Consider the following 25,789-nt stretch of genomic DNA (forward strand, 5'->3'; position numbering starts at 1 on the left):
GGTCGGCGCCGACCGGGTGCTGTGGGTGGAGCCCATGCGCCCGAACACCCACGCCCTCACCACCACCTGGAACGTCGACGGCCAGGACCTGCCGGGCGACCGCGACGCCCTCGACCTGCGCACGCTCGGCCTGTCGCCGGGCACGCACACGGTGCGGGCGACGGTCACGGACCCGACCTCGTTCGTCAGGGACCCGGCGGTGCGGACGGCCATGTCCGGGACGCGCTCCTGGACGGTGGACACCTCGCTGACCACGCCGCCCGACGGCGTCACGCCCGGCATCGTCTCCAGCACGCCGGTCGGCCACCCGCTGGGCCGCGCGGACGTCGTCTTCGTGGAGACCACCCACCCGGCCGCGAGCGTGCCCGCCGTCACCTGGACCCTCGACGGCACGCGCCTGCCCGGCACCGGCAGCGACCTCGACCTCGGCGCGCTGAAGCTCGCCGACGGCGCCCACACGCTCACCGCCGCGTACGGGGGCGTGACGCTGACCTGGAGCGTGGACGCCACCTCGCCGAGGACCGCCTACGAGCTGTCCCGCCCGCTGGCCAGGTCCGGCGACGCCTACGTCTACAACGGACCCTTCTCCATGAAGCTGACCGGCACCGACGACCGGGGCGGCTACGTGGTCTCGGAGTCGCGGGTGGACCAGGACGGCTGGTTCAACTACTTCGGCTGGCCGACCTCCTCCGCGCTGCCGTGGACGTTCAGCGAGGACGGGACGGTCATCGACTCCCTGGTGTACGGGAAGCTGCCGCGCGGCCGGCACACGATCGAGTACCGCTCGATCGACGGCGCCGGCAACTACGGCGAGGCCGGCCGGTTCACGGTCACCACGATCGCCCCGCCGCCCGCCTGCACCACCACCGTCACCGGCGCGCGCAGAGGCGGCCTCACCGTCGCCACGGGTGTCACCTGTCTCGACGACGCGCAGGTCAGCGGCACGGTCACGGTCAAGCCCGGGGCGTCGCTGGTCGTCACGGGCGGCCGGATCACCGGCGCGCTGGCCGCGTCCAGGGCGGCCTCGGTGCAGGTGCTCGGCACGCGCGTGGACGGCGCGCTGAGCGTCGACAGGGCCGCCTCGCTGGCCGTCGTGGGCGCCGACGTCCGCGGCGCCGCGCTGCTGAGCGCCAACACCGCGCCGATCCTGTCGGGCACCACGGTCAAGGGCGCGCTCGCCTGCACGGGCAACACGCCCGCGCCGGTGGACCTGGACGTGCCGAACACGATCACCGGCGTGGGCGCGGGACAGTGCCGCACGCTAGGCGCGGGCCCCCGGGGCAGCGCGTACGAGGCGGTCCAGGGCGCTGGTTAACGCGGCGGTGGACAGGTCGCGGACCCGGGCGTACTCCGACTCCGGGTATTGCCGCGGCCCGTTCTCCACCAGCAGGATCAGGTACAGGTAGGCGTGGTAGAGGTCCAGCCGGGTCCGCGCGGCGGCGTCCAGCTCCAGCGGCGTCACCTCGCGGTACCCGGCCAGGAGCGGGTCGTCCTCGCGCAGCTCGCCGAAGATCGTCGGCGTGGCGAACTCGGCCAGCGGGTCGCCCCAGAACGCCCGCTCGTGGTCGATGATCGCCTGGATGCGGGGCGGCCCGGACAGGTCGAGGAAGACGTTGCCCGCCCAGACGTCGAAGTGCACGAGGTGCGGCGTGCGCACCTCGTCCAGGACGGGCGAGGCGGCCTCGAACACCGCGGCGATCTCCGCGACGGGCAGCGGCAGCGGCGTCGGCCAGCGCTCGGTGTCGGCCAGCAGCGCGCCCACCATGGCCAGGAACGCCTCCCGCCAGGTGGCGCCGGTGATGCCCGCGTGCGGGTAGCCGAACACCTCGCCCGTCACCGCGTTGAAGCGGGCCAGCAGGCGCCCCAGCTCCCGCCGCAGCGCGGCCTCGCCGTCGGGCTTGACGTCGTTCCAGGACACGCCGTCGAGCGCGGCCAGCATCAGGTAGTCGCCGCCCAGCACCGGGTCGTCGAACCCGGCCCGCAGCAGCGCCGCCACCGGCACGCCCGCGGCGGCGGCCAGCTCGTAGGCGGCCGCCTCCATGCGCAGCAGGTTGCGCTCGTAGCTGAGCTGGTCGAGGTCGGGCGGCGGGGCCAGCTTGAGCACCACCTGCCGGCCGTCGTCCAGGGTCAGCCGCCACACGGCGTTGGCGTAGCCGTCGGTCAGCTCGGTCGAGGCGCTCACGCCCGCGCCGAGCGCCCGCCGCGCCAGGTCGTCGAGCTGGGCAGGCGATAACCGCCGTTTGGTCCTGCTGTCCACGAGAACTCCCTGCCGTCCGCGAAAATCAGGGTTCAGGCGGCGCTGATCGTCCAGCTCGCCTCGTGCTCGCCGCCGGGCTCCAGCACGACCACGTCGGTGCCGGAGTTGAACGCGTCGGGCGGGCACGTCATCGGCTCCACCGCCACGCCCTCGTAGTCGAGCTGCCTGCCGGTGCACACCTGCACCCACGGCAGCACGGCCGGGTCCCACGTCATCCGCACCCCGCCGACCCTGGCCTCCCCGGCCGACAGGCCGGTGAAGGCGTGGTCGACCACGTGGCCGTCGAGCGGCCTGGCCTCGCGGAAGTCGTACGGGGAGCCGGAGACGTCCTCCAGCGAGCGCGGCAGCAGCACCTCGTCGGTGGTGAGCACCTTCGAGGCGGGCAGGCTCAGGTCGTCGCCGAGCAGCCAGGGGTGCGCGGCGCACCCGTACGGGGCGGCGTCCCCGCCCTCGTTGCGCGCGGCGACCGTGGTGGTCAGGCCGCGCTCGTCGAGCCGGTGCGTCACGGTCAGGGCCAGCGTGAACGGGTATCCCGCCGCCGGGGTGATCGTGTGCGCGAGCCGTACGAAGGCGTGGTGGTCCTCGGCCTCCAGCAGCTCCACGATGCGCCACTCGACGTCGGAGACCAGCCCGTGCAGGGCGTGGCCGCGCTCGGGCTCGCTGACCGTGAGCTGGTGCACGCGCCCGCCGAACGGGTAGCGGGCGCCGCCCACCCGGTTGGGCCAGGGCGCCAGGATCGTGCCGGCGAAGTAGGGGACCGGGCCCTCGGCGGGCCAGCTCGTGATCAGGTGGCGCTCCCCGTGCTTGAGCGACCTGAGCGCGGCGCCGCGCGAGCTGATCTGCGCGGTGTAACCGGCGGCGGCAAGCTGGGGCAAGGGGGGATCCTCTCTCAGGGGTCGGGCAAAGGATATCTCCCGGTCAGGCCGACTCCCGCCGCACCAGGTGGGTGTCAAGGATGACCACGGGCTGGCGCAGCTCCTCGCCGTTGATGCGGGCCACCAGGAGCTGGGCCATCTGCCGGCCCATCTGCTCGGTCGGCTGGTGGACGGTGGTCAGCGGCGGGTCGGACAGCAGGGCGGCCTTGGAGTCGTCGAACCCGATCACCGCCACGTCGTCGGGGATCGCCCGGCCCGCCGCCCTCAGCACCCGCATGGCGCCCAGCGCCATCGGGTCGGAGGCGGCGAACACGGCGTCGAGCCGAGGCTGCGCGGCCAGCAGCTCGGTCGTCGCGGCCACGCCGGTCTCCTCGGAGAAGTCGCCGAAGGCCACCAGCTCCTGCACGCCCGAGGTCAGCAGCGCGTCGCGATAGCCGGCCAGCCGGTCGACGCCCACGCTCATGTCCTGCGGGCCGGCGATCGTGGCGATGCGCTTCCTGCCCAGGCCGAGCAGGTGCTTGACCGCCTGCCGGGCGCCGGCCCGGTTGTCCATGTCCACGTAGCTGTACGGGTCGAGGCCGACGGGACGGCCGCCCAGCACGGTCGGCACGCCCATCGCCTCCAGCCTGCCCGGCAGCGGGTCGGCTCCGTGCAGCGACAGGAGCAGCACGCCGTCGACGTGCTGCCCCGTCAGGTAGTGCTGGAGCCGCTGGTGCTCCTCGCGCGACTGGGCCATGGCCAGGATGAGCTGCAGGCCCGTCTCGGCCAGGGCCGAGCCGATGCCCCTGATGGTGCCCGCGAAGTAGGGCTCGTCGAAGACGCGCAGCTCCGACTCGGACACCACCAGCGCCACCGTGTCGGTGCGCCTGGTCACCAGGGCCCGCGCCGCGCGGTTGGGCACGTAACCCAGCTCCTTGATGGCCCGCTGCACGGCGTCACGGGCCTTCTCGCTCACGTTGGGCGAGCCGTTGATGACTCTCGACACCGTGCCACGGCCCACACCTGCCCGAGCCGCGACTGCCTCAAGAGTCGGTCGGTTCATGAGGCCTATTCTGCCGGATGATCTCCGAGTACCAGATGGCGCTGTCCTTCAGAACCCGGCGTTGCGACTCGAAGTCCACGTGGACCAGGCCGAATCGCTTTCCGTAACCCCATGCCCACTCGAAGTTGTCCATGAGTGACCAGGCGAAATAGCCCTCCAGGGGCACGCCCGCCTCGATCGCCTCGCGGCAGGCGCGCAGGTGGGCCTCGAAGTAGGCGACCCGCTCGGCGTCGTGCACCCGGCCGTGCTCCAGGACGTCCTCGAAGGCGGCGCCGTTCTCGGAGACCACCAGCGGGATCGGCGGGTAGTCGCGGGCCACCCGCTCCAGGACCTCGACCAGGCCGCCCTGGTCGATCTCCCAGCCCATCGAGGTGACCGGACGGCCGCCGTTGACGAACGACACGTGCTCGCTGCCCACCCACGGCGAGGCGGACTCCGTGGGGGCCGCCGCCGCCGATGCCCTGCCGCCTGGTGCTCCCGAAACCGTGAAGCGACTGTAGTAGTTGACGAGCAGCAGGTCGATCGGGGCGCCGATGGTCGCCAGATCGCCGTCCTTGATGAAGCCGAGGTCCATCCGCAGGTCGTCGAGCACGTCCTGCGGATAGCGTCCCGTCATGAGCGCGTCGAGGAAGAACCGGTTCTGCAGCCCGTCGATGCGCCGCGCCGCGTCCAGGTCCGCCTCGCTGTCGGTCTCCGGGGTGACCGCGTACAGGTTGACGCACCCGCCGACCCTGCGCGCGTCCATCGCCTGCACGGCCAGCCCGTGCGCGAGGTTGAGATGGTGCGCGCCCCTGATCGCGTTCTCCGGCTCGCGACGGCCCGGGGCGTGCTCGCCCGAGGCGTAGCCGAGGAACGCGGCGCACCATGGCTCGTTGACGGTGCTGAAGGTGTGCACGTGGTCCTTCAGCGCTTCGTGCACGGTCGCCGCGTAGTCGGCGAAGCAGTAGGCCGTGTCGCGGTTCGGCCAGCCGCCCCGGTCCTCCAGCGGCTGGGGCAGGTCCCAGTGGTAGAGGGTCAGCCAGGGGTCGATGCCGTGCCGCAGCAGCTCGTCGGTGAGCCGCTTGTAGAAGTCCAGGCCCTTGTGGTTGATCTTGCCCGAGCCGTCGGGCTGGACGCGCGGCCAGGAGACGGAGAAGCGGTAGGCGCTCAGCCCCAGCTCCGCCATGACCGCGACGTCCTCCCGGTAGCGGTGGTAGTGGTCGATGGCCACGTCCGCGTTGTCCCCGTTGAGCACCCGCCCCGGGGTCTTGGTGAAGGTGTCCCAGATGGAGGTGCCGCGCCCGTCGTCGGCCACCGCGCCCTCGATCTGGTACGCCGAGGTGGCGGATCCGAACGCGAATCCCGCGGGGAAGCGCAGCCCGGTACGCGTCTGTTCCTCTTGTGTCGTCACGCCTTGACCGCACCTTCCATGAGTCCGCCGACGATCTGGCGGCCGAATGCGACGAATACCGCGATGAGCGGAATGATGGACAGCGCCGTTCCCGCGAAGATCAACGTGTAGTTGGTGGAGAACCTGGCGTTCAGCGAGGTGATCGCGATCTGCACCGTCGGGTTGTCCGGCGTCAGCACGATCAGCGGCCACATGAAGTCGTTCCACATCAGCATGAAGGTGTTGATGCCGAGCACCGCCATGCCCGGCCGCACGGCCGGCAGCACGACGCTCCACCAGATCCGCAGGGTGGCCGCGCCGTCGACCCTGGCCGCCTCGACCAGTTCCATCGGCACCGCCTGGCGGGTGTACTGGGTCATCAGGAACACGCCGAACCCGTTGAGCAGGTACGGCAGGATGACCGCCTTGAGCGTTCCCGTCCACTCCAGGCTCACCATCAGCCGGTACAGCGGCACCACGCCCATCTGCTGCAGCGGGACCGCCATGGTCAGCAGGACGGCGAGCAGGAGCACGTTCCTGCCCTTGAAGTTCAGGCTGGCGAAGGAGAAGCCCGCCAGCGTCGAGATGATCACCACCGAGACGGTGACGACGCTCGCCACGATGAACGAGTTGGTCAGGCCCAGCAGGAAGTGGGCGTCCTCGTTGTTGAGCACCGCGACGATGTTCTCGCCCAGGTTGCCGCCCGGCAGGAACGGCGGCGGCACCGAGACCGCGTCGGAGTTGGTCCGCGAGGCGATGACCAGCATCCAGTACAGCGGGAACGCCGACAGCACGACGGCCAGCGCCAGCATGACCCTGGTGATGAGGGTCGGCGACCAGTTCGTCATTTGGTGCCCCCGATCCTGCGCACGAACATGAAGTTGACGAAGGCGCCGATCAGGATGAGCAGGAACAGCAGCCAGGCCGCCGCGGCGGCGTAGCCGTAGTCGAACTCGCGGAACCCTTGCTTGACGATGAACATCGCGACCGTCTGGAACTGGCCTTGTGAGCCGCCGTCCACGTTGCCGTTGTAGAACGTGGTCGGCTCCGAGAACAGCGTGAGCCCGCCGATCGTGGAGTTGAGCACCACGAAGATCATGGTCGGGCGCAGCATCGGCAGGGTGATCTGCCAGAACTGCCGCCGCCGTGAGGCCCCGTCGATGGCCGCCGCCTCGTACAGGTCCTTCGGGATCGTCTGCATGCCGGCCAGGAAGATGATCGCGTTGTAGCCGGTCCAGCGCCAGTCGACCATCGTGGCGATGGCGATCCACGACGGGATCCGCTCGGCCCGCCAGTTCAGCGCGTCGACGCCGAACCAGCCCAGGATCCAGTTGACCAGGCCCCAGTCGCGGGCGTAGAGCTGCGTGAACACGACCGCCACCGCGACCACCGAGGTGACCAGCGGCAGCAGCACGCTCATCCGGATCGCCAGGCGCAGCCTCAGGCGCTTGTTCAGCGCGTTGGCCAGGAACAGGGCCAGCAGCAGCTGCGGCACCGTGGCCAGGAAGAACATCCCGACCGTGTTGACCACGGCGTTCCAGAAGTCCTCGTCCGCCAGCAGCTTGGTGTAGTTTTCCAGCCCGGCCCACTCCGTGGTGCCGGCCAGGTCGTAGTCGTAGAGCGAGTAGTAGAGCGTGAAGGCCAGCGGGAACAGCCCGAACGCGGCGAACAGGATGAAGTACGGGGACACCAGGGTGTACGGCATCGCCTTGACGTCCAGCCGGGAACGCCAGCGACGACCGGGCGGCCGGTGCGGCGTGTGCCGCACCGCCCGCGGCAGGGTGTCGATGCTCATGGGAGACCTTTCGGCGGCATCAGCCCGGCCCGCTGGTCGCGGGCCGGGCGGGACGAACTAACCCGCGGCCTTGACCGCGTCGTCGACCAGCTGCTTCCAGGCCTTGTCGTAGCCGACCGAGCCGTCGTCCATGCCCTGGATCACCGACTCGATGGCGTTCTTGACCTGGGCGTGCTTGACGCCGAGGAAGACCGGCTGAAGGGTCTCGGCCGACTTGGCGAAGATCTCGCCGATGGGGGCGTCGTTGAAGAACTCGTTCTTCGCGCCCTGCACCGCGGCGTCCTGCTGAGCCTTGGTGTTGCTCGGCATGTTGCCGAAGTCGGTGAAGATGCTCGCCTCGGTCTGCGCGTTGGTCAGGTAGTCGGCCACCATGGCCGCTTCCTTCGGGTTCTTGCTCTGCTTGGGCACCGCCAGCCAGGAGCCGCCCCAGTTGCCGCCGCCACCGGGCACCCCGGCCACGTCCCACTGGCCCTTGCCCTTGTCACCGGCGTTGCCGGAGACCACGCCGAGCATCCACGACGGGCACCCGAGCGTGGCGAACGAGCCCTTCTGGGTGCCGGCCGCCCACTCGTCGGTGAAGTTGCGCAGCTTGGCGGTCAGGCCCTGCTGGCTCATCTTCGTCGCGAAGTCGAAGGCCGTCTTCACCGCCGGGTTCTTGTCGACGATGAGGTTGTTCTCCTTGTCGAAGTAGGTGACGTTGCCGTTCTTGGCCGCCTCCTGGTACAGGACCACCTGGTAGAGCGTGTTGGTTCCGTCAGCGAACTTGCTGTCCTTCACCTTGCCCTGGAACTGCTGGCCCACCTTCATGAACGCGTCCCAGGACGGCCACAGCGCGGTGACCTTCTCACGGTCGGTCGGCAGCCCGGCCTTCTTGAACAGGTCCGTGCGGTAACAGATGCTCATGCCGCCGATGTCGGTGCCCAGGCCGAACAGCTTGCCGTCGGCGGTCAGGCCGTTCTCCCACTTCCACGCGGGGAAGTCGCCCTGGCGCGAGTCCAGGCCGTACTCCTTCAGGTCGGCCCACCACTCCGGGTGCGCCTTGGCCAGGCCCATGCCGCCCTCGTCGATGCCGACCACGTCGCCGGCGCCGTTGCCGGCCTGCAGCCACTGGATCATCTGCGGCCAGTACTGCTGCTCGAACTGGTCGGTCAGGTGCTCTTCCTTGATCTGGATGTCCTTGTGCTCGGCGTTCCACTTCGTGATGGCGTTCTTGTAGCCGAAGTTGGAACCGCCGCCGAACGTCTGCACCCGGATCGTGACCGGCTCGGCAGCGGCGCTGGACGCGGGTGCGCTGGACGAGGCGGTGCCGCCGCCGGAGCTGCAAGACGCGGCGGCCAGCGCCGCCGCCGCCAGGGCCGAAGCCGCGGCAAGGCCGCCGCGACGCTTGCGGATCATCATGGTGGACCCCTTCTCGGGTGAACGGTGGGAAGTGAGCCGCGGCACGCTCCTGCCGCGGGGGGAGTCTTTGGGAGCGCTCCCACAAAGGGTGCCTTCAGGCGTTGTGAACGTCAATGCGCCGAAACGCAACCGTTACCAATGGTGCATATTCTTCCCGTGATACAGGATTTTCACTGACAAAGGCCCCAAAAGGTCGTTTGGGAGCGCTCCCATCTCATCGGTACCGTTTGTGGCCCATCTTGGACGCAGGAGGCGTCAGCCCTGCTGTGAGCCGGCGCAGGAGGCGGCGCGCTCGCGCAGCAGCGCCCGCTCGCGCTCGTTGCGGGTCAGCGTGGCCGCCCGCTCGAACTCCGCCCGCGCCTCGGCCGTGCGGCCGAGCTTGGCCAGCAGGTCACCGCGTACGCTCGGCAGCAGGTGGTAGCCCTTCAGCGCCGGCTCGCCGGCCAGCCGGTCCACCAGCTCCAGCGCCACGGCCGGGCCGTGGGCCATCGACAGGGCGACGGCCCGGTTCAGCTCCACGACGGGTGAGCGGGAGATGCGGGCCAGCGCCTCGTACAGGGTGGCGATGGCGTGCCAGTCGGTCTCCCCGGCGGTGAACGCCCTGGCGTGGCAGGCGGCGATGGCGGCCTGCAGCACGTACGGGCCGGGCACGTAGAGGGGCGTCTCGTCGCCCAGTTCCTCGGCCCGGCGCAGCGCGTCCAGGCCGCGGCGGATCAGCAGCCGGTCCCACCGGGCCCGGTCCTGCTCCAGCAGCAGGATCGGCCGCCCGTCGCGGCCCACGCGGGCGGCGGCCCGCGACGCCTGGATCTCCATGAGCGCGACCAGGCCGTGCACCTCGGGCTCCTCGGGCATCAGCCCGGCCAGCACCCGGCCCAGCCGCAGCGCGTCCTCGCACAGGCCCGGCCGCATCCAGTCGTCGCCCGCCGTGGCCGCGTAGCCCTCGTTGAAGATCAGGTAGATGACCTCCAGCACCGACGACAGGCGCCCCTCCAGCTCCTCGCCCTGCGGCACCTCGAACGGGACCTGCTTGTCGGACAGCGTCCGCTTGGCGCGCACGATCCGCTGCGCCACCGTCGGCTCCGGCACCAGGAACGCCCTGGCGATCTCGTCGGTGGCCAGCCCGCCGAGCACACGCAGCGTCAGCGCCACCCGGGCCTCGGTGGACAGCACCGGGTGGCACGCCGTGAACACCAGCCGCAGCAGGTCGTCCTCGATCTCCTCCGGCGGCTCGTCCTCGACGCCCTCGCCCAGGTCACGGCCGATCTCGGCCAGCTTGCGGGCGTAGCGCTCCTGGCGGCGGACGTGGTCGACGGCCCGCCGCTTGGAGACGGTCATGAGCCAGGCGCCGGGGTTGCGCGGCACCCCCTCCCGCGGCCACTGCTCCAGGGCCGCCACGAGCGCGTCCTGGGCCAGCTCCTCGGCCAGCCCGAGGTCACGTACCAGGCCGGTCAGCCCGGCGATGAGCCGGGCCGCCTCGATCCGCCAGACCGCCTCGATCGCGCGGTGCGTGTCGGTCGCCGTCATCCGGCCATGACAGCAGCTCAGGCCACCTCTCGCAACCCGGGGCCGTCAGTGGTCGTCGCCCCGCAGCCGCTCGTGCAGGGTGCGCTCGAACGCCTCCGGCGGCACGGACTCGTCGGCCGCGTCGGAGGCGTCGTACACGCGCCAGACGTCCAGCCCGACCCCCTCGTAGCCGCCGCGCGGCACGGGGACGCGCATCGCCCACTCCAGCGCCTCCTCGCGCGACTTGACCTGGATCAGCCAGAAACCGGCGATGAGCTCCTTGGCCTCGGCGAACGGCCCGTCCAGCACGGTCGCCCTGCCGTCCTTGTCGTAGGCGATCTGGGCCCCGGCGGAGCTGGGGTACAGGCCCTCGGCGGCCAGCAGCACCCCCGCCCTGGCCAGCGTCGCGTTGTACTCGTGCATCGCCTCGACGATGCCGGGCTCGGGCAGCGCGCCCGCCTCGACCTCCGCGTTCGACTTCCCGACGATCATGAACTTCATCAGCGGTGTCCCTCCCTCGTGACGCTCTCACCGACGCGTCGAACGCGTACGGCGCGCATCGACAGCCCGTGCCTCGAAACCCTGGAGGGAATTGTGGCGGACGGGCCGGGAAAGCGGCGAGCGCGCGCCCCGGGGCGGGGCGCGCGCTCGTGACCGGGATGCTCAGCCCGCGTACTCGGGGTAGCCGTAGCCGACGACCTGGGCCTTGGGGCGCACCCGCTCCTCGACCCGGCCGTTGCCGGTGTTGCCCTCGATGGTGCTGATGGTGCCGTTGTGGTTGTCCTTGACGACGAAGCCCACGTGCTGGATGTCGCTCAGGTCCTTGCCGCCGCCCCAGGAGAAGAACACCACGGCGCCGGGCTTGGCGATGACGCCGAAGCGCTTGTTGGCGGCGAACCAGCGGGCGTGCGCGACGGTGTAGGCGTCCCAGCCGACCGTGGCGCGGGCCCCGCTCTCCTCGCCGACCCAGGAGACGAACATCGAGCACCAGGCGGCGTTCAGGTACGCCTGCGGGGAGCCGCCGTCACGCTTGACGGTCTCCAGGGCGCGCGGCGAGTCCATGTACCAGCGCTGGAACTTGGTGCCGCCGCCGGAGGCGTCCTCCGAGGTGCCGACCTGGGCCTTGGCCAGTGCCAGGACCTGGGCGGCGGTCACCTTCACGGCGCCGGCCTTGCCGTTCTCCGGGTGCGTCTGGGAGGAGGAGAGCTTCGCGGCCACCACGGGGGTGGCGGGGGAGGTGACGGCGTGGGCGCCGGCGGGGCCGCTGAAGGCGGCGGCGACCGCGACGGTCACGCCGAGCGCGCCGCGAACGACGTCGAACCGGGGGGCACGGGTAAAACGATGCTTGGCCATCGAAGGGGGATTCTCCTTGCTTCCATGCCGCCTACCGGGTTAGCTGACGGGTTCGGGCGTGGAAGCTGCCCTACGGCACTGACGTGCCGATTCACCCCAAGAACGTGGGTCCCCGGTTCCGCCGTGAGGCGGATTCAGCGGTCGCAGGACGATCCTGCGATCTTCTTCGTGATGGTTCGGCAACGAACCGGACAAACCGGACGTAAGCCGCGAATGCCCTAGAAGGTAATACAAGAGGCAAGGAGATTACAAATCCATAAATCGCCAGCTAGGAGAGTTGCCCCCTCGCGTCGGCCAGAAGCCCCATCATGGCAAGGCTTTCGTCAAGAGGCATGATCGCGGATTCGGTCCTGCCCTCGGCCAGCGCGTCACGCACCTCGCGCACCTCTCCCACGTAGCCGGCCTGCTTGCCGCCGGCCCCCGGATCGAGCGTCAGCTCCTCCCGCTCCATCCCCGGGCCGCTCAGCAGCACCCTCTCCGGCGCCCAGAACGGCGCCTGGATGTCGGCCCGCATCTCCGTGCCCACCACGTAGGCGTCGTTGGCGTACGGGCCCAGCAGCGAGCACTCCACCAGCGCCCGCCTGCCGCCCGGATAGACCAGCACCCCGCCCGCCTCGGCGTCCACCCCGGAGGGCGCCAGCGAGCCCGTCACATGCGCCTCGGCAGGCGTCCCCAGCAACAGCTGCGCCAGCCCGAACGGGTAGATCCCCAGGTCGAGCAGCGCGCCCCCGCCCAGCTCCGGCGCCCACAGCCGGTGGGCGGGGTCGTACGGCAGCGCGAACCCGAACGACGCCCCCACCGACCGGATCCCGCCGAACCGCGGATCGGCCGCCACCCGCTGGATCAGCGGGTTGAACCGCATCCACATGGCCTCCATCAGGAAGACCCCGGCCGAGCGGGCCAGCGCCACCATCCGCTCGGCGTCCGCCACGGACGCGGCCAGCGGCTTCTCGCACAGCACCGCCTTGCCCGCCGCGATCGCCGCCTCGGCCACCTCCAGGTGCTGGGCGTGCGGGGTGGCCACGTAGACGGCGTCCACGGCCGGGTCGGCGCACAGCTCCTCGTACGAGCCGTGCGCCGACTCCGCCCCCAGTTCGGCGGCCAGCGCCGCGGCGCGCTCCACCGAACGCGAGCCCACGGCGGCCACCCGCATCCCCGGCTCGGCGGCGATGACCGCGCCCACAGTCCTGGCGATGCCACCGGTCGCCGCGATGCCCCAGGCAAGATCTCTCATGGGCAAGGATCGTAGGCAATCACCTCATCAGGTGAAAGTCGCCGGGTCCGGCCCGATGCGCCGGCCGGTGTTCATGGCGCCGATGGCGGCCATGTCCTCGGCGTCCAGGGTGAAGTCGAACACCTGGAAGTTCTCCTTGATCCGGGCCGGCGTGACCGACTTCGGGATCACGACGTTGCCGAGCTGGATGTGCCAGCGCAGCGCGATCTGCGCGGGCGTCCTGCCGTGCTTGTCCGACAGCACGGCCAGCCCCGGGTCCGCCAGCAGCCCCTTGCCCTGCCCCAGCGGGCTCCACGCCTCGGTCACGATGCCGTTGGCCTCGTGGAAGTCGCGCATCTGCCGCTGCTGGAAATAAGGATGCAGCTCGACCTGGTTGATAGAGGGAGTGATGTCCGTTTCCGCCTCCAGCCGCTCCAGCGCCTCGACGGTGAAGTTCGACACTCCGATGGCCCTGACCCGGCCGGCCCGGTAGATCTTCTCCAGCACGCTCCACGCGTCGACGTACTGGTCCCGCGCGGGCATCGGCCAGTGGATGAGGTACAGGTCGACGTGGTCGAGCCCGAGCCGCTCCAGGCTCTCCTCGAACGCCTCCTCGGCCCGTCCGTGGTCGTCGTTGGCCAGCTTGGTCGTGACGAACAGCTTCTCGCGCGCGATCCCCGAGGCGCGCAGGGCCCGGCCGACGCCCTCCTCGTTGCCGTACGCGGCCGCGGTGTCGATGTGGCGGTAGCCCGCCTCCAGGGCGTCCGTCACGACACGTTCGGCCTCGTCGGCGGGCACCTGCCAGACGCCGAACCCGAGCTGCGGGATGTGGACCCCGTCCGTGTTGAGCAATAGCGAGTTCATGCTCTCCATTGTTCATGTGCCGTTTCTGACGGCTTAAGGCGGCCGGGCTAGCTTGAAGCGGTCGTGAACGGGCCATCACCCGGCTGGGAGAACAGAGTGGGCAAGCAGGCGTCGGCCTGGGTGGAGTCCCCGCTACAGATGCTGTGCGCCGTCGAGGCGCACCGCGCTGGACTGCTCGGACAGGCCACCGTGGTCGTGCCGCGCGCCGGGCTGCGCGCGCTCAAGGCGACCCGCCGCGAGCTGTCCGGGCTGGCGCTGCCCGAGGGCCTGGAGCTGGCCGAGCCGCGCGAGCGGATGCCGCGCCGGGTCCACGCCGTCGGCGACGCCTTCTCCGGCAAGGTCCAGCTCCGCTGGCTCACCTCCGGGCAGCGGCGCATCGTGATCGTCGACGACGGCCTGGCCACGCTCCGGCTGCTGGAGCTGCTGGCCGCCGGGCCGTACCGGCCGCTGCTGCGGGCCCGCGCCCGCCACGGAGGGCCGCGCGCGGTCCTCGGCCTGGCGGCGTCGCTCAGGCTGCGCCTCAGCGACGTGACGGTGTTCACCGCGCTGCCGGTCTCGGCGGACCTGGAGCGGGCCGTGCGCGCGGCCGGCGCCGGCCTCGTCCGCCACGACTTCGGCTGGCTGCGCGAGCAGCCGCTGGCCGAGCCGGGGCCGGAGGAGCGCACCGTCGTCCTGGGCACCTCGCTGGTGCGCAACGGCCTCGTGCACCGCGACCGCTACCTGCGCTGGCTCATGGACCTGGCCTCCGAGGAGCCCCTGGCGTACTTCCCGCACCGGCGCGAGGACCCGGTGGACGTGGCGCTGATCCGCGACCGGCCCGGCATCACCGTGCACGACCGCGGCGTCCCCGCCGAACTGACCCTGCGCGGTCTGCACCCGAGCCAGCGGGTGCTGAGCCTGCCGTCGACCGCCATCAGCTCCCTGCGGGTGCTGCTCAGCCCGCGCGGCGTCGCGGTCGAGCCGGTCGACGTGCCCGACGACTGGTGGACCAGCAGGGCGGCCCCCGCCCTGCGCTCGCATCTGACAGGAGTTCCCGGTTGAGAGTGCTGGCGGTCGCCGACTCCGACTCGTACCTGAAGTGGGCGGCGTGCCTGCTCGATGACCTGCCGCAGGGGTGCGAGGCGGAGCTCGCCGTGGTGCGCACCCCCATCGCGCCCTCGCCCGAGCAGATCGCCGCCGCCGTCGGCGGGCGTCCCGCGCCGCCGCTGCTGCCGGCGCGGGCGCTGCGGCGCATGGCCGAACGCACCCGGCCGGACGCCATCGTCGTGGCCTGCACGGGCCCGGTCGTGGACGTGCTGGTGGCGGAGGTGTTCGCCGGGCTGGCGCCGCGCCCGGTGTTCGTGACCGGGCTGCCGGGCATCTCGGTGCCGGCCACGGAGAAGGCGTGGCTGTACCGCAGCGGCTGCGACCTGTTCGTGGTGCACAGCGAACGCGAGGTGGCCGAGTTCGCCCAGCTCGGGGCGCGGCTCGGCGGGGGAGGGGCGGTCGGGCTGGCCCGGCTGCCGTTCCTGCGCCCCCGCGTCGAGGGCGGCGGGAACCGGGTCGTGTTCGCCACCCAGGCCAAGGTGCCGCGCCGGCGCGAGGAGCGCGAGAGCATCCTGCTCGGGCTCGCCGAGCTGGCCAGGCTCCGGCCCGACCTGGACGTCGTGGTCAAGCTGCGCGCCCTGGAGGACGAGCGGCAGACGCACAACGAACGCCACCACTACCAGCGGCTCTGGCGCGACCTGGGCGAGCCGGGACGGCTGTCGTTCGCGGCGGGTTCGATGCACGAGCAGCTCGTACGGGCCGCCGGGTTCGTCACGGTCAGCTCCACGGCGGCGCTGGAGGCCATCGCCCAGGACGTGCCGCTGCTGGTGCTGAGCGACTTCGGCGTGGGCGCGGAGATGATCAACCTGGTGTTCGAGGGCAGCGGCCTGCTGGGCACCCTGGAGGAGCTGTCGGCCGGCGACTTCCGGCCCGCCGACGCCGCCTGGTGCGCCGCCAACTACTTCCACCCGGCCGGCCGCAACGACTGGGCTGGCCGGCTGGAGCAGCTGGTGGCGACGCGGCCCCGCGTCCCGGCGACGTCGCTGCTGGACGGGCCCGAGCACGCGGTGGCCCGGCGGCGGGCCAGGATGCGGCTCGACGTGCCGCCGACGGTGCTGCGGGCGGGGTACCGGGCGAAGAAGAGGATGCGCCGCTACCTGCGCGCCCTGTCGTCGTAACCCCTGTGGCTCATGTGGCTGCGGGGGCGCGGCTCTGACGGCTCGTGTGCCTCGTGCCCGCGGCTCTTACGGCCTGCGTGCCTCAGGGCCCGCGTGTCTCACCGCCCCTGTGACGTCGGGGGCCGCGTGACGTCGGGGGCCGCGCAGTTCTTACGGTCCGCGTACGGACCGCGCCGCGACGTGGGCGGGCGGGCCGGGCGGTGCCAGGCTCCGGAGGGTGAGCAGGCACACGATCTCCCTCGCCTTCCTCGCCGCGACGCTGGCGGCACTCGTCGCGGTCCTCGTTCGCATGGCGCTGGGGCGTCCCGATCTGCTGCGCTGGTACCTGGTCGCCTGGGCGCTGTTCGCCCTGGCGCTGTGGCTGCTGCGCTCGGTGCCCGAGGGGCGGCGCGGCGCGCTGGTCGTCGCCGGCGGCATCGTCGTGGCCGCCACCGGGCTCGCCGCCCCGCCCAGCACCAGCACCGACTCCTACCGGTACGCGTGGGACGGCCGGGTGCAGGCGGCGGGCCTGTCGCCCTACGACCATCCACCCGCCGACCCCGCGCTGAGCTTCCTGCGCGACGGCTGGCTCTTCCCCGGCGACTGCGACGCGCCCGACCGCGCCCGGCTGGCCGAGGGCGGCTGCACCCGGATCAACCGCCCGGCCGTGCACACGATCTACCCGCCGCTGGCCGAGGGGTACTTCCTGGCCGTCCACCTGCTCTCGCCCGGCGGCGTGCGGCACAAGGCGCTGCAGCTCGGCGGCGCGCTGATGGCGATCGGGGTGCTGCTGGCGCTGTGCCGCCGGTTCGGCGCGGACAAGGCCGCGTACTGGGCGTGGTGCCCGGCCGTGCCCGCCGAGGCGGTCGGCAACGCGCACGTCGACATGCTGGGGGTGTTGCTGGTGGTGCTGGCGTTCTGCGTGGTGCGGGGGAGGGGAGCGCTGCTGGGGGCGGCGGTCGCCGCCAAGCTGCTGCCCGTGGTGACGCTGCCGGGCGCGCTGTCGGGCGTGCTCAAGGGCGTCTCCAAGAGCGGGCCCAATGGCGGGCTCAGGGACTGGCTCAGGGACGGTGTCGCCTGGCGGCGGATCGCCGCCACACTGGGGCCCGCCGTCCTGGTGGTGCTGCTGGCCTACCTGCCCTACCTGCTGGTCTCCCGGGCGTCCGTCGCGGGCTACCTCTTCGGATACGTCCAGGAGGAAGGTTACGAGGCGCCTTCGGCGCGGGGGAGGTATGCCGTGTTGCGGCTGGTGATGCCGGACTCCTGGGCGCCGTTCGCGGCGATCCTCGTGCTCGGGGCCGTGGTCTTTTACGTGCTGCGTCACGGGGACGCGGAGCGGCCCTGGGGCGGGGCGCTGCTGGTGAGCGGGACGCTGCTGCTGGTGCTGACGCCCGAGTACTCCTGGTACGCCCTCCTCGTCGTCGCCCTGGTGGCCCTGGACGGGCGGTGGGAGTGGCTCGGCGTGGCGCTCGCGGGGGCGGTCGGTTACCTGTTCGGGCCCGCGACGCTCGCGTACACGCTGGCCGCCCTGGCCGTGACAGTGGGCTGGGCCGTGCGCCGCGCGCGCCGGCCGGTGGAGGTGGCGGCATGATCCTTCGGACGCTGCCGGACAGGTTCACCAGCCGCCTGCGCTCCGAGCGGGTGGCCGCCAGGCTCGGGATCTGGCTCGGCGTCAGCTTCACCGTCGCCTTCGCCACCGGCCTGTTCAGCCACTTCACCCAGCACCCGCCCGCCTGGCTGCTGTGGCCGTCACGGCCGGTCAACCTCTACCGGGTCACCCAGGGGCTGCACGTCGTCGGCGGCATCGCCACCGTCCCGCTGCTGCTGGCCAAACTGTGGACGGTCTACCCCAAGCTGTGGCAGTGGCCGCCGCTGCGCTCGGCCGGGCACGCCGCCGAGCGGCTGTTCGTGCTGCTCCTGGTGGCGGGCGCGCTGTTCCAGCTCGTCACCGGGCTGATGAACATCGCCTACACCTACCCCTGGCCGTTCGGCTTCGTCCAGGCGCACTACTGGACCGCGTACGTCACGTACGGGGCGCTCGTCGTCCACGTCGTCAACGAGTGGGCCAAGGTGCGGCGGCACCTGTGGACCCGCGTCGAGGACCCGGACCGCCGCCGCTTCCTGACCACCGTGGCCGCCGCGGCCGGCCTGGCCGCCCTCGTCACCGCGGGGGAGACGCTCACCCCGCTGGAGCGGCTGGCCGTGCTCGCGCCGCGCGGCCCGCGCATCGGGCCGCAGGGGGTGCCGGTCAACAAGACGGCGCTGGCCGCCCAGGTCACCGGGGTGATCAGGGACCCGGCGTACCGGCTGGCCGTGACCGGGGCCGTCCGCGCCGAGCTGTCGCTGAGCCTCGCCGACCTCACCCGGCTGCCGCAGCACACCGTACGGCTGCCGATCGCCTGCGTGGAGGGATGGAGCGTGGAGTGCGAGTGGACCGGCGTCCGGCTGCGTGACCTCGTCCGGCTGGCCGGTGGGGCGCCGGACGCGGTCGTGACGGTCGAGTCGCTCGAACGCGCCGGCTCCTACCGCGTCAGCGAGGTGCGCCCGCCGCACTGGAACGACCCGCTGACCCTCCTCGCCCTGAGGATCAACGGCCAGGTACTGGACGCCGACCACGGCTATCCCGTGCGGCTCGTCGCGCCCAACCGGCCGGGTGTCATGCAGACCAAGTGGATCGGCCGGGTGAGGGTGGCATGAGGTGGATCGGGTACGCGGCCGGCTGCGCGCTCGTGGCGCTCGGCGGGCACGGTCTGGTGACCGGCAGCGACCCGGCCGGGTGGGCGCTGTGGTTCGGCGGGGTGGTGGTGGCGCACGACGCCGTCCTCGCGCCCCTGGTCCTGCTGGCCGGGGTTGCTATGGGCCGGCTGGGCGGCGGGCCGGGGGGCGGGCTGGGTCGTGCGCCGAGGGCGGCGCTCGTCCTGGCGGGCACGGTGACGCTCGCGACGCTGCCGACCGTGCTGGCGATGGGCAGGCGCGCCGACAACCCGTCGATCCTGCCGCTCGACTACGGGCGCGGGCTGCTGATGGTCCTGGCGGCGCTCACGGTCGCCGCCCTCACCACCCGCCTCACCACCGCACCCGCGCGCCCCGGCTCGCCGCCGGGCCAGGAAACAGCGGCCTGGGGAACAGCGGCCTGGGGAACGCCAGGCCGGGGGATGGCCGGCCTGGGAGTGCCAGGCTGGGCGTCCAGGACGGCGGTGGCAGTGGGCGCGGGCCTGGCCGCCTGGTCCGTCGCCCCCATGGACCCCGCCGCCGCGCTGCCGCTCGGCGGGCTCGCCGGGATGCTGCTGCTGCACGCCTCAGATGGCTGAGCGGATCTTCCTGCGCAGCCGGGTCAGGGCAGTCGGCCGGGCCGCCAGCCCCAGGGTCTCCAGGCGCTTGCGCTTGAAGTAGCGCCTCGGGAAGTCGTAGCCGACCGGCCGCAGCTCCGGATACGTCTCCGCCTGCATGCAGTAGCCGACCGCCCGCACCAGCTCCGGCAGGTCCACGCGCGGCGGCGGCCGCATCGAGCCGTCCGCCTCCATGCGCGGCAGCAGCGCGTCCACGATCGTGACGGGCACCCGGTTGCTGTTCTCGTACGGGGCCAGCCGCTCCAGCACCAGATCGGTGCCGTACGAGGCGGCGGGCACCCCGAAGTAGCGCCCGGCCGTGACCAGGCCGGTGGAGAAGCAGCCCACCACCAGCTCCGGCCGCAGCGCCGCGAAGCACACCTCGGCCGGGACGCTCTCGCCGGCCACCAGCAGCCGCACGTCCAGCTGCTCGGCGGCGGCCCTGAGCAGCTGCGCGTGCCTGCGCCCGGCCGCCGGGTGCGGCTTGAACACCACGGTCGAGCAGCCGCGCGCGACCAGGCCGCGCAGCATCGACTCGTGCAGCCCCGCCTCCTCCTCGGGCGTGAGGATCTCCAGGGCCGACAGGTACTGGCCGAGGATCATCGCCTGGCCGGCCAGCATGTCGGGCGCGGTCGTCGCCACCTGCCGCACCACCGCCAGGAACGCCTCGTCCGGCAGGATCGACGCCGGCACCCCGTACTCGCTGAGCAGGAGCGGCTCCAGCCCCGGCACCAGGTCCAGGTGCAGCAGCCGGGTGACGCGGCGGAAGATCTCGGCCGGCAGCGGGTCGCGGGTCGGGCCGTAGCTCATCAGGCCGTCGGAGTAGACGGTGATCGGGCAGTCGCGCACCAGCCCGGCGATGGTCCGGGCGGGCGGCACCGCGATCGACTCCAGCACCAGCTCCGACACCTCCTCCAGCCCCAGCCGGCCGCGGATCAGCCGCTCCATCATCGGCACCTCGACGACGCGGGCCTTCCAGTCCGACGGGTGCAGCGGCGCGATCAGCTCGTTCCACGAGTGCACCTCGTCGAAGCGCGAGCGCAGCACCGCGAAGCCCGGCGCCCGGTCCAGCGGCAGCGCGACCTCGGGGATCGCCGCGTTGTTCGACACGATCAGGACCCGGCGCCCCTCGGCGAAGCGGCCGTCGTCGATCGCCGCGGCCACGGACATCGCCCCGAACAGCGTCGAGGCGTAGAAGACCGTCGTCCCTGAGGAGGGCGGGTCCGAAGGGGATGTCATGAGTCCTCCCGATCGCGGCGCAACCGGACATGGGGGCTGGGGGGGCAGTTCGGGCAGCAGCGCCCGCAGCGTGGCCTCGCGGTCCACGGACATCCGCGCCACCGCCTCCGCCACCAGGTCCGCGGGCAGCGTCCTGACCATCTGCGCGCCCCGCTCCTCGAAGCGGGCGCGCAGCGGCGGCGTGAAGCGGCCGGCGATCTCCAGGTGGTGGGCCAGCAGCGCGCAGAAGTTGCGCACCGCCTTCGGCAGGAACTCCTCCTCCAGATCCTTGAACACCAGGTCGAAGGCGTCGAAGAAGTGGAGCTGCCGCTCGTCGCCCACCTGCGTGAGCGATCCGGACACCATCCGCCGGTAGAACACCCCGGCCAGCGACACCACGGCGAACGAGGCCGCCTCCCGGTGCAGCCGCCAGATCCACGGCCGGTCCTCGGCGGTGTGCAGCGAGCCGGGGAAGTGCAGCAGGTCGCCCAGCGAGCGCCGGTAGACCCCCGCCCACGCGTACGGGTAGTCGACCATGGTCCGCACGCCGGCGGGCAGGATCGCCTCCCGGGGGTCCAGCACCGCGCCGCGCCGCGCCAGCGGGGCGCGGTGCAGGACCCGTTTACGGCCCTCGACCTGCACGTGGTCGGCACGCACGAAGTCGCAGCCGAGCCCGTCGACGGCCTCGACGAGCCGCGCCAGGTAGCCGGGGGCCAGCCAGTCGTCACCGTCCATGTACGTGACGTACCGGCCGGTGGCCGCCGCCAGCCCGGCGTTGCGCGCGTCCGCCAGCCCCACCGGGACGGTGTGCCGCAGGACGGTCAGGCCGGGCAGGTCGGCGCGGAAGTCGTCGACGATGTCGCCGGTGGCGTCCACCGACCCGTCATCGACGACGATGTACTCGAAGTCGCGCCGCGTGTTGCGGCACAGGGAGGAGAGCGCGTCGGCGATGAAACGCTCGCCGTCGCGCACAGGGACGATGACCGACAGAAGTGTCAAGATCGCCCTCGTCAGACGGTGACGCGGCGCAGCCGGGCCTTGGGCGCCTCCTCGCCCGGGAAGACGCGCTTGACGCCGTCGCCCAGGGCCTGCTCGATGATCCGGACGTCGCGCACCAGGTGCTCCAGGCCGGAGGGCTCCAGCGAGGCGGCGTGGTCGGAGCCCCACATGGTGCGGTCGAGCGTGATGTGCCGCTCCACGCAGACCGCGCCGAGCGTCACCGCGGCCAGCGAGATCTGCAGGCCGCGCTCGTGCCCCGAGTAGCCGACCGGCACGCCGTACCGCTCCTTGAGGGTGGTGATCGTGCGCAGGTTCGCCTCCTCCGGCGGCAGCGGGTACGTCGAGGTGGCGTGCATCATGATCAGCTTCTCGGTGCCGAGGATCTCGACCGCCTCGTCGATCTCCGACAGCGTGGACATGCCGGTGGACAGGACCAGCGGCTTGCCGGTCGCCGCGAGCGCGCGCAGCAGCTCGTGGTCGGCGACGCTGGCCGAGGCCACCTTGTGCGCCAGGACGTCCATCTCCTCCAGGAACTCCACGGAGGGCACGTCCCACGGCGAGGCGAACCAGTGCAGGCCCCGCTCGTCGCAGTACTTGGCGATCTGGCGGTACTCGTCGCGCCCGAACTCGGTGCGCTCCTTGTACTCCAGGTAGGTCATCTCACCCCACGGCGTCTGCCTGATCTGCCCCTTCTGCTCCTCGGGCACGCAGATCGCCGGGGTGCGCTTCTGGAACTTCACCGCCTGGCAGCCGGCGTCGGCCGCCACGTCGACGAGCCTGCGGGCCAGGTCGAGGTCGCCGTTGTGGTTGATGCCGATCTCGCCGATCATGTACACCGGCTCGCCGTCGCCCACCAGCACGTCGCCGATCGCCACCGGGCCCAGCCGGGGTCGCGTCCTGGCGGCCTCGGGAGCGGGCGGCTCGGGCCGGGCCTGGATGACCCGGTCGCACAGCTCACGCACCGCGCCCGACCCGCCGGGCCGGGTCAGCACCACGCGGGCGGCGGCGCGCACGCGCGGGTGCGCGTCGGGCGTGGCGACCGGCCAGCCCACCTCGGCCATCGGGCCCAGGTCGTTGACGTCGTTGCCCACGTACGCCACCCGCGCCGGGTCCAGGCCCTCGATCGTCAGCCAGTCGCGCAGCACGGTCCGCTTGTCGGCCAGCCCCTGCAGCACCGGCACGCCCAGCTTGCGCGCCCGCGCGGCGACGACCGGGTTGTGCTCGGTCGACATGACCAGCACTTTGACCCCGGACCGGCGCAGCAGCGCGACGCCCATCCCGTCGGACCGGCTGACCAGCACCATCTCGCGGCCCTCGGAGTCGACGTAGGCGCGGTCGTCGGTGTGCACGCCGTCGAAGTCGGTGATCACCGCGTCCACGTCGATCGGCTCAGGCGCGTCGACGAACGGGGCGAGCGCGCGGACCAGCTCCAGGTCCTCGGGGTTGTCGATCTCGATCGCGTGCTGCGGCGGCACCTGCTGCACGGCGACGGTGCCGAAGAAGCGGTGGCCGCTCTCGCGCAGCCCGGAGGTGCGCATGACGTAGAAGGCGCCGTTCTCGCGGAACTGCGGCTCGCGGTCCTGCCTGCGCGGCCGGACCGCCGGGTCGTGGTTGATCCCGGCGCCGGCCGCGGTCCACAGGAACTCGTGCGTGGCCAGCCCGGACACGACCGAGTCGGCCTCGCCGTCCAGCACCTTGCGCACCGCCGCCGACAGGTCGCCGGAGTCGATGAACGCGCTCGTGCACTGCACCAGCACGACCACCTCCGGGTCGGCCTCCAGCGCGTCGAGCGCGTGCAGGACGGCCGACTCGCTGGAGGCGGTGGCGCCGCTCAGCTCCTCGGGACGCTCGACGACCAGCGCGCCCGCCTTCCTGGCGGCCTCGGCGATCCCCGCGTGGTCGGTGCTGACCACCACCTGGTCGATCAGCTCGGCGCGCAGCGACGCGCGCACGGCGCGGGCCACCAGGGGGATCCCTCCCACCGGCTCGAGGTTCTTGAGCGGGACGCCCGCCGAACCACCGCGGGCGGGAACAACGGCCAGGACTCGCAACGTGACTCCTCAGTGCTTACGGGTTGCACCCAGAAGCTAGAGGCCCGGATTGAACTGGCAGCGTCTCGCCCATTAACTTTCCATGGGGATCCGGTAGAGCAACTCTGGACGGCCCACCCCGCCGTACTGCGGCATGCGCACCGCGACCCCCAGCTCCACCAGGTGTTCCAGGTAGCGGCGGGCCGTCACCCTCGACACCCCGGCGGCGGTGCCGGCGGCCTGCGCCGACATCCCCTCCGGGCTGGCCCGCAGCTCGGCGGCGATCGTGTCCAGGGTGTCGCGGGCCAGGCCTTTGGGCAGCTCGGAGCGGCCGCGCAGGGTGCCGAGCACCCGGTCCACGTCGCCCTGCCCAACGATCTCCCCGGCCTCCTCCCTGAACCGGGCGTAGCGGGTCAGCTTCTCGTTGAGTGTCGCGAAGGTGAACGGCTTGAGAAGGTACTGGGAGATGCCCAGCGACACCGCCGACCTGACCATCTCCAGGTCCCGCGCCGAGGTCACCGCGATCACGTCGCACAGCAGCCCGCCGGCCCGTACGGCCCGGCAGACCTCCAGCCCGTGCATGTCCGGCAGGTACAGGTCGAGCAGGATCAGGTCGACCCGCCGCCGGCGCAGGAACCGCAGCGCCTCCCCGCCCGAGCGGACCACGCCCGCCACCTCGAAGCCCGGCACCCGGCCGACGTAGAGGCGGTTGGCCTCGGCGGTGATCTCCTCGTCCTCCACCACCAGCACCGAGATCATCGGACCTGCTCCCGCACCGGCAGCCGCACGGTGAACACCGACCCGTCGACCTCGATCGTGCCGCCGCACCTGCGCACCGCCTGCCCGACCAGCGCCAGGCCGAGCCCGTGCCCGTCGCCCTTGGTCGTCCAGCCCCTCCTGAACGCGTCCGGCGCGGTCAGCCCGGGGCCGTCGTCGGCGACCCTGACGAGGAAGCCGTCGCCACCGGCCCGCAGCAGCACCTCCACCCGCGTGGCCGCCTCGATCGCGTTGTCGATCAGGTTGCCGACGATCGTCACCAGCTCCCTGGCGTCGAGCCCCAGCTCCTCCAGCTCGCTGTCCAGCTCACTGTCCTCGTGCACGACCAGCTCGCCGCCGCGTTCGGCCGCCTCGGCGCTCTTGCCCAGCAGCAGCGCCGCCAGCACCGGCTCGCGCACCGCGCCCACCACCCGGTCGGTCAGCTCCTGCGCCGCCCGCAGCTCGGCTGTCCCGAACGCCACCGCCTGCTCCGTGCGGCCCAGCTCCACCAGCGTGATCACCGTGTGCAGCCGGTTGGCCGACTCGTGCGCCGCCGACCGCAGCGACTCGGCGAACCCGCGCTCGGCGTCGAGCTGCCCGGCCAGCGCCTGCAGCTCGGTGTGGTCGCGCACGGTCACGACCGTGCCCAGCTCGCCGGCGGCGCCGTTGACGGCCAGGACGCGGTCGCCGACCAGGTGCACCCGCTCCTCCTGGCCCGCGCCGAGCACCTCCGACAGGCCCAGCTCCTCCAGGCGCCTGCCCTCGGCGTCCGCGGGCAGGTCCAGGAGCCGCCGCGCCGCGTCGTTGCACAGGGTGAGCGTGCCGTCCCGGCCGACCAGCAGCAGCCCCTCCCGTACGGCGTGCAGCACCGCGTCGTGGTGCCCGTGGATGCGGGCCAGCTCGACCGGCCCCAGCCCGAGGGTCTGCCGGCGCAGCCGGGCCGTCACCAGCCACGTGCCCGCCGCGGCCAGCGCGAGGCCGAGCAGCGCGATCAGGCCGATCAGGACGAGCGAGCCGCGCAGGCTGGCGCTCACCTTCTCGATCTTGATGCCCGCGCTGACCAGCGCCCGCACCTCGCCGTCCACGACGATGGGGGCGACGGCGCGGACCGACGGGCCGAGCGTGCCCGTGTACGTCTCGGTGAAGGTCTCGCCGTGCAGCGCCGGCCCGGTGTGGCCGAGGAAGCGCTTGCCGATCTCCGCCGGGTTCGGGTGGGTGTAGCGGGTGCCGTCGGGTTTCATGATGGTGACGAAGTCCAGGCCGGCCTCGGCGCGCACCCGCTCGGCGAACGGCTGCAGCCGCCCGCTCGGCGACGGCTCCTCCAGCGCGGCCAGCACGTCCGGTGAGGCGGCGACCGTGACCGTCGCCGCCCTGGCCGAGGCCGCCGCCTCGGCCTTGACCAGCCATCCCGCGAAGGCGACGACCAGCGCGGTGGCGCCCGCCATCAGGACGGTCACCACCAGCAGTTGCAGGGCCAGCATCTGGCCCGCCAGGCTCCAGCGGCGCATCGGAACCCTTCCGGTGAACGAAACTTACGCAATGGTGACCTGCGTCACCACTGGGCAGATAGTCGCACGGTCAGCTGTTTCACACATAGCGACCGGA

The 25,789-nt window shown here is 72.3% G+C and carries 21 protein-coding genes, 1 pseudogene and 1 riboswitch; of the genes and pseudogenes, 6 read left to right on the forward strand and 16 right to left on the reverse strand.

Annotated features, from left to right (window positions below):
• Nucleotides 1–1,315: pseudogene (locus KME77_RS08020) on the forward strand (M64 family metallopeptidase); the annotation flags it as partial.
• On the opposite strand, the gene KME77_RS08025 reads toward KME77_RS08020, so the two are convergent.
• From KME77_RS08025 to KME77_RS08080, 12 genes are all read right to left on the reverse strand, one after another.
• Nucleotides 1,262–2,257 carry a phosphotransferase family protein gene (locus tag KME77_RS08025; protein ID WP_219463521.1) on the reverse strand — a complete coding sequence of 332 codons (996 nt, stop codon included), beginning with the start codon at nt 2,255–2,257 and terminating at the stop codon, nt 1,262–1,264. The pseudogene KME77_RS08020 and the gene KME77_RS08025 sit on opposite strands and share 54 nt — an antisense overlap.
• A gap of 32 nt (nt 2,258–2,289) precedes the next feature.
• Nucleotides 2,290–3,132 carry an aldose 1-epimerase family protein gene (locus KME77_RS08030; RefSeq protein WP_219463523.1) on the reverse strand — a complete coding sequence of 281 codons (843 nt, stop codon included), beginning with the start codon at nt 3,130–3,132 and terminating at the stop codon, nt 2,290–2,292.
• Nucleotides 3,133–3,175: 43 nt separating this feature from the next.
• Complete coding sequence (locus tag KME77_RS08035) at nt 3,176–4,174, reverse strand: LacI family DNA-binding transcriptional regulator (RefSeq protein WP_219463525.1); 999 nt, start codon at nt 4,172–4,174, stop codon at nt 3,176–3,178.
• Nucleotides 4,155–5,564, reverse strand: coding sequence for a GH1 family beta-glucosidase (locus KME77_RS08040; protein WP_219463527.1), 1,410 nt, complete (start codon nt 5,562–5,564; stop codon nt 4,155–4,157). Before KME77_RS08040 ends, KME77_RS08035 begins: the two co-directional genes overlap by 20 nt.
• The gene (locus KME77_RS08045; protein ID WP_219463529.1) at nt 5,561–6,391 is read right to left on the reverse strand and encodes a carbohydrate ABC transporter permease; all 831 of its coding nucleotides are present in this window, start codon (nt 6,389–6,391) and stop codon (nt 5,561–5,563) included. Before KME77_RS08045 ends, KME77_RS08040 begins: the two co-directional genes overlap by 4 nt.
• Nucleotides 6,388–7,338: a carbohydrate ABC transporter permease gene (locus KME77_RS08050; RefSeq protein WP_219463533.1), complete on the reverse strand. Its 951-nt coding sequence runs from the start codon at nt 7,336–7,338 to the stop codon at nt 6,388–6,390. Before KME77_RS08050 ends, KME77_RS08045 begins: the two co-directional genes overlap by 4 nt.
• A 57-nt stretch (nt 7,339–7,395) precedes the next feature.
• Nucleotides 7,396–8,736 (reverse strand): ABC transporter substrate-binding protein, encoded by a 1,341-nt coding sequence (locus tag KME77_RS08055; RefSeq protein WP_219463535.1) that lies wholly within the window; start codon nt 8,734–8,736, stop codon nt 7,396–7,398.
• 255 nt (nt 8,737–8,991) lie between these two features.
• A complete protein-coding gene (locus KME77_RS08060; RefSeq protein ID WP_219463537.1) occupies nt 8,992–10,260 on the reverse strand; it encodes an RNA polymerase sigma factor in 1,269 nt (422 codons plus the stop codon).
• Nucleotides 10,261–10,305: 45 nt separating this feature from the next.
• Nucleotides 10,306–10,740, reverse strand: coding sequence for a YciI family protein (locus KME77_RS08065; RefSeq protein WP_219463539.1), 435 nt, complete (start codon nt 10,738–10,740; stop codon nt 10,306–10,308).
• A 162-nt stretch (nt 10,741–10,902) separates the two neighbouring features.
• Nucleotides 10,903–11,592 (reverse strand): CHAP domain-containing protein, encoded by a 690-nt coding sequence (locus KME77_RS08070; protein ID WP_219463540.1) that lies wholly within the window; start codon nt 11,590–11,592, stop codon nt 10,903–10,905.
• A 13-nt stretch (nt 11,593–11,605) separates the two neighbouring features.
• Nucleotides 11,606–11,742: riboswitch (cyclic di-AMP (ydaO/yuaA leader) on the reverse strand.
• Between the two features lie 118 nt (nt 11,743–11,860).
• Nucleotides 11,861–12,826 (reverse strand): Gfo/Idh/MocA family protein, encoded by a 966-nt coding sequence (locus tag KME77_RS08075; RefSeq protein ID WP_219463544.1) that lies wholly within the window; start codon nt 12,824–12,826, stop codon nt 11,861–11,863.
• 27 nt (nt 12,827–12,853) lie between these two features.
• Entirely contained in the window at nt 12,854–13,669 is an 816-nt protein-coding gene (locus KME77_RS08080) for an aldo/keto reductase (RefSeq protein ID WP_219463546.1), read from the reverse strand.
• 96 nt (nt 13,670–13,765) lie between these two features.
• On the opposite strand from KME77_RS08080, the gene KME77_RS08085 reads away from it, so the two are divergent.
• From KME77_RS08085 to KME77_RS08105, 5 genes are all read left to right on the forward strand, one after another.
• A complete protein-coding gene (locus KME77_RS08085) occupies nt 13,766–14,710 on the forward strand; it encodes a hypothetical protein (RefSeq protein ID WP_308250609.1) in 945 nt (314 codons plus the stop codon).
• A 2-nt stretch (nt 14,711–14,712) separates the two neighbouring features.
• Nucleotides 14,713–15,873 carry a DUF6716 putative glycosyltransferase gene (locus KME77_RS08090; RefSeq protein ID WP_308250611.1) on the forward strand — a complete coding sequence of 387 codons (1,161 nt, stop codon included), beginning with the start codon at nt 14,713–14,715 and terminating at the stop codon, nt 15,871–15,873.
• 217 nt (nt 15,874–16,090) lie between these two features.
• Nucleotides 16,091–17,443, forward strand: coding sequence for a glycosyltransferase 87 family protein (locus KME77_RS08095; RefSeq protein WP_219463549.1), 1,353 nt, complete (start codon nt 16,091–16,093; stop codon nt 17,441–17,443).
• Nucleotides 17,440–18,549: a molybdopterin-dependent oxidoreductase gene (locus tag KME77_RS08100; RefSeq protein ID WP_219463551.1), complete on the forward strand. Its 1,110-nt coding sequence runs from the start codon at nt 17,440–17,442 to the stop codon at nt 18,547–18,549. The genes KME77_RS08095 and KME77_RS08100 overlap by 4 nt, the downstream gene beginning before the upstream one ends.
• A complete protein-coding gene (locus KME77_RS08105) occupies nt 18,546–19,163 on the forward strand; it encodes a hypothetical protein (RefSeq protein WP_219463552.1) in 618 nt (205 codons plus the stop codon). Before KME77_RS08100 ends, KME77_RS08105 begins: the two co-directional genes overlap by 4 nt.
• Here the strand turns inward: KME77_RS08105 and KME77_RS29115 are convergent.
• The 4 genes from KME77_RS29115 to KME77_RS08130 all read right to left on the reverse strand — a co-directional run bounded on the left by KME77_RS29115 (nt 19,152) and on the right by KME77_RS08130 (nt 25,692).
• Complete coding sequence (locus tag KME77_RS29115; protein WP_246609405.1) at nt 19,152–21,398, reverse strand: glycosyltransferase; 2,247 nt, start codon at nt 21,396–21,398, stop codon at nt 19,152–19,154. The genes KME77_RS08105 and KME77_RS29115 overlap by 12 nt on opposite strands.
• Before the next feature lie 11 nt (nt 21,399–21,409).
• Nucleotides 21,410–23,449, reverse strand: a complete 2,040-nt coding sequence (locus KME77_RS08120; RefSeq protein ID WP_219463554.1) for an N-acetylneuraminate synthase family protein — start codon at nt 23,447–23,449, stop codon at nt 21,410–21,412.
• A gap of 72 nt (nt 23,450–23,521) precedes the next feature.
• Nucleotides 23,522–24,187, reverse strand: a complete 666-nt coding sequence (locus KME77_RS08125; protein ID WP_219463555.1) for a response regulator — start codon at nt 24,185–24,187, stop codon at nt 23,522–23,524.
• Nucleotides 24,184–25,692: a sensor histidine kinase gene (locus tag KME77_RS08130; protein ID WP_219463557.1), complete on the reverse strand. Its 1,509-nt coding sequence runs from the start codon at nt 25,690–25,692 to the stop codon at nt 24,184–24,186. The genes KME77_RS08125 and KME77_RS08130 overlap by 4 nt, the downstream gene beginning before the upstream one ends.
• Nucleotides 25,693–25,789: the final 97 nt, after the last annotated feature.

Source organism: Nonomuraea rhizosphaerae, from assembly GCF_019396405.1.
Taxonomy (GTDB): domain Bacteria; phylum Actinomycetota; class Actinomycetes; order Streptosporangiales; family Streptosporangiaceae; genus Nonomuraea; species Nonomuraea rhizosphaerae.

What these genes read in the sequence shown, in the direction of transcription:
- KME77_RS08125 (WP_219463555.1), bottom strand. Translation starts at nt 24,187, where the DNA reads ATGATCTCGGTGCTGGTGGTGGAGGACGAGGAGATCACCGCCGAGGCC.
- KME77_RS08060 (WP_219463537.1), bottom strand. Translation starts at nt 10,260, where the DNA reads ATGACGGCGACCGACACGCACCGCGCGATCGAGGCGGTCTGGCGGATC.
- KME77_RS08055 (WP_219463535.1), bottom strand. Translation starts at nt 8,736, where the DNA reads ATGATGATCCGCAAGCGTCGCGGCGGCCTTGCCGCGGCTTCGGCCCTG.
- KME77_RS08130 (WP_219463557.1), bottom strand. Translation starts at nt 25,692, where the DNA reads ATGCGCCGCTGGAGCCTGGCGGGCCAGATGCTGGCCCTGCAACTGCTG.
- KME77_RS08080 (WP_219463546.1), bottom strand. Translation starts at nt 13,669, where the DNA reads ATGAACTCGCTATTGCTCAACACGGACGGGGTCCACATCCCGCAGCTC.
- KME77_RS08105 (WP_219463552.1), top strand. Translation starts at nt 18,546, where the DNA reads ATGAGGTGGATCGGGTACGCGGCCGGCTGCGCGCTCGTGGCGCTCGGC.
- KME77_RS08035 (WP_219463525.1), bottom strand. Translation starts at nt 4,174, where the DNA reads ATGAACCGACCGACTCTTGAGGCAGTCGCGGCTCGGGCAGGTGTGGGC.
- KME77_RS08065 (WP_219463539.1), bottom strand. Translation starts at nt 10,740, where the DNA reads ATGAAGTTCATGATCGTCGGGAAGTCGAACGCGGAGGTCGAGGCGGGC.
- KME77_RS08100 (WP_219463551.1), top strand. Translation starts at nt 17,440, where the DNA reads ATGATCCTTCGGACGCTGCCGGACAGGTTCACCAGCCGCCTGCGCTCC.
- KME77_RS08045 (WP_219463529.1), bottom strand. Translation starts at nt 6,391, where the DNA reads ATGACGAACTGGTCGCCGACCCTCATCACCAGGGTCATGCTGGCGCTG.
- KME77_RS08050 (WP_219463533.1), bottom strand. Translation starts at nt 7,338, where the DNA reads ATGAGCATCGACACCCTGCCGCGGGCGGTGCGGCACACGCCGCACCGG.
- KME77_RS08070 (WP_219463540.1), bottom strand. Translation starts at nt 11,592, where the DNA reads ATGGCCAAGCATCGTTTTACCCGTGCCCCCCGGTTCGACGTCGTTCGC.
- KME77_RS08075 (WP_219463544.1), bottom strand. Translation starts at nt 12,826, where the DNA reads ATGAGAGATCTTGCCTGGGGCATCGCGGCGACCGGTGGCATCGCCAGG.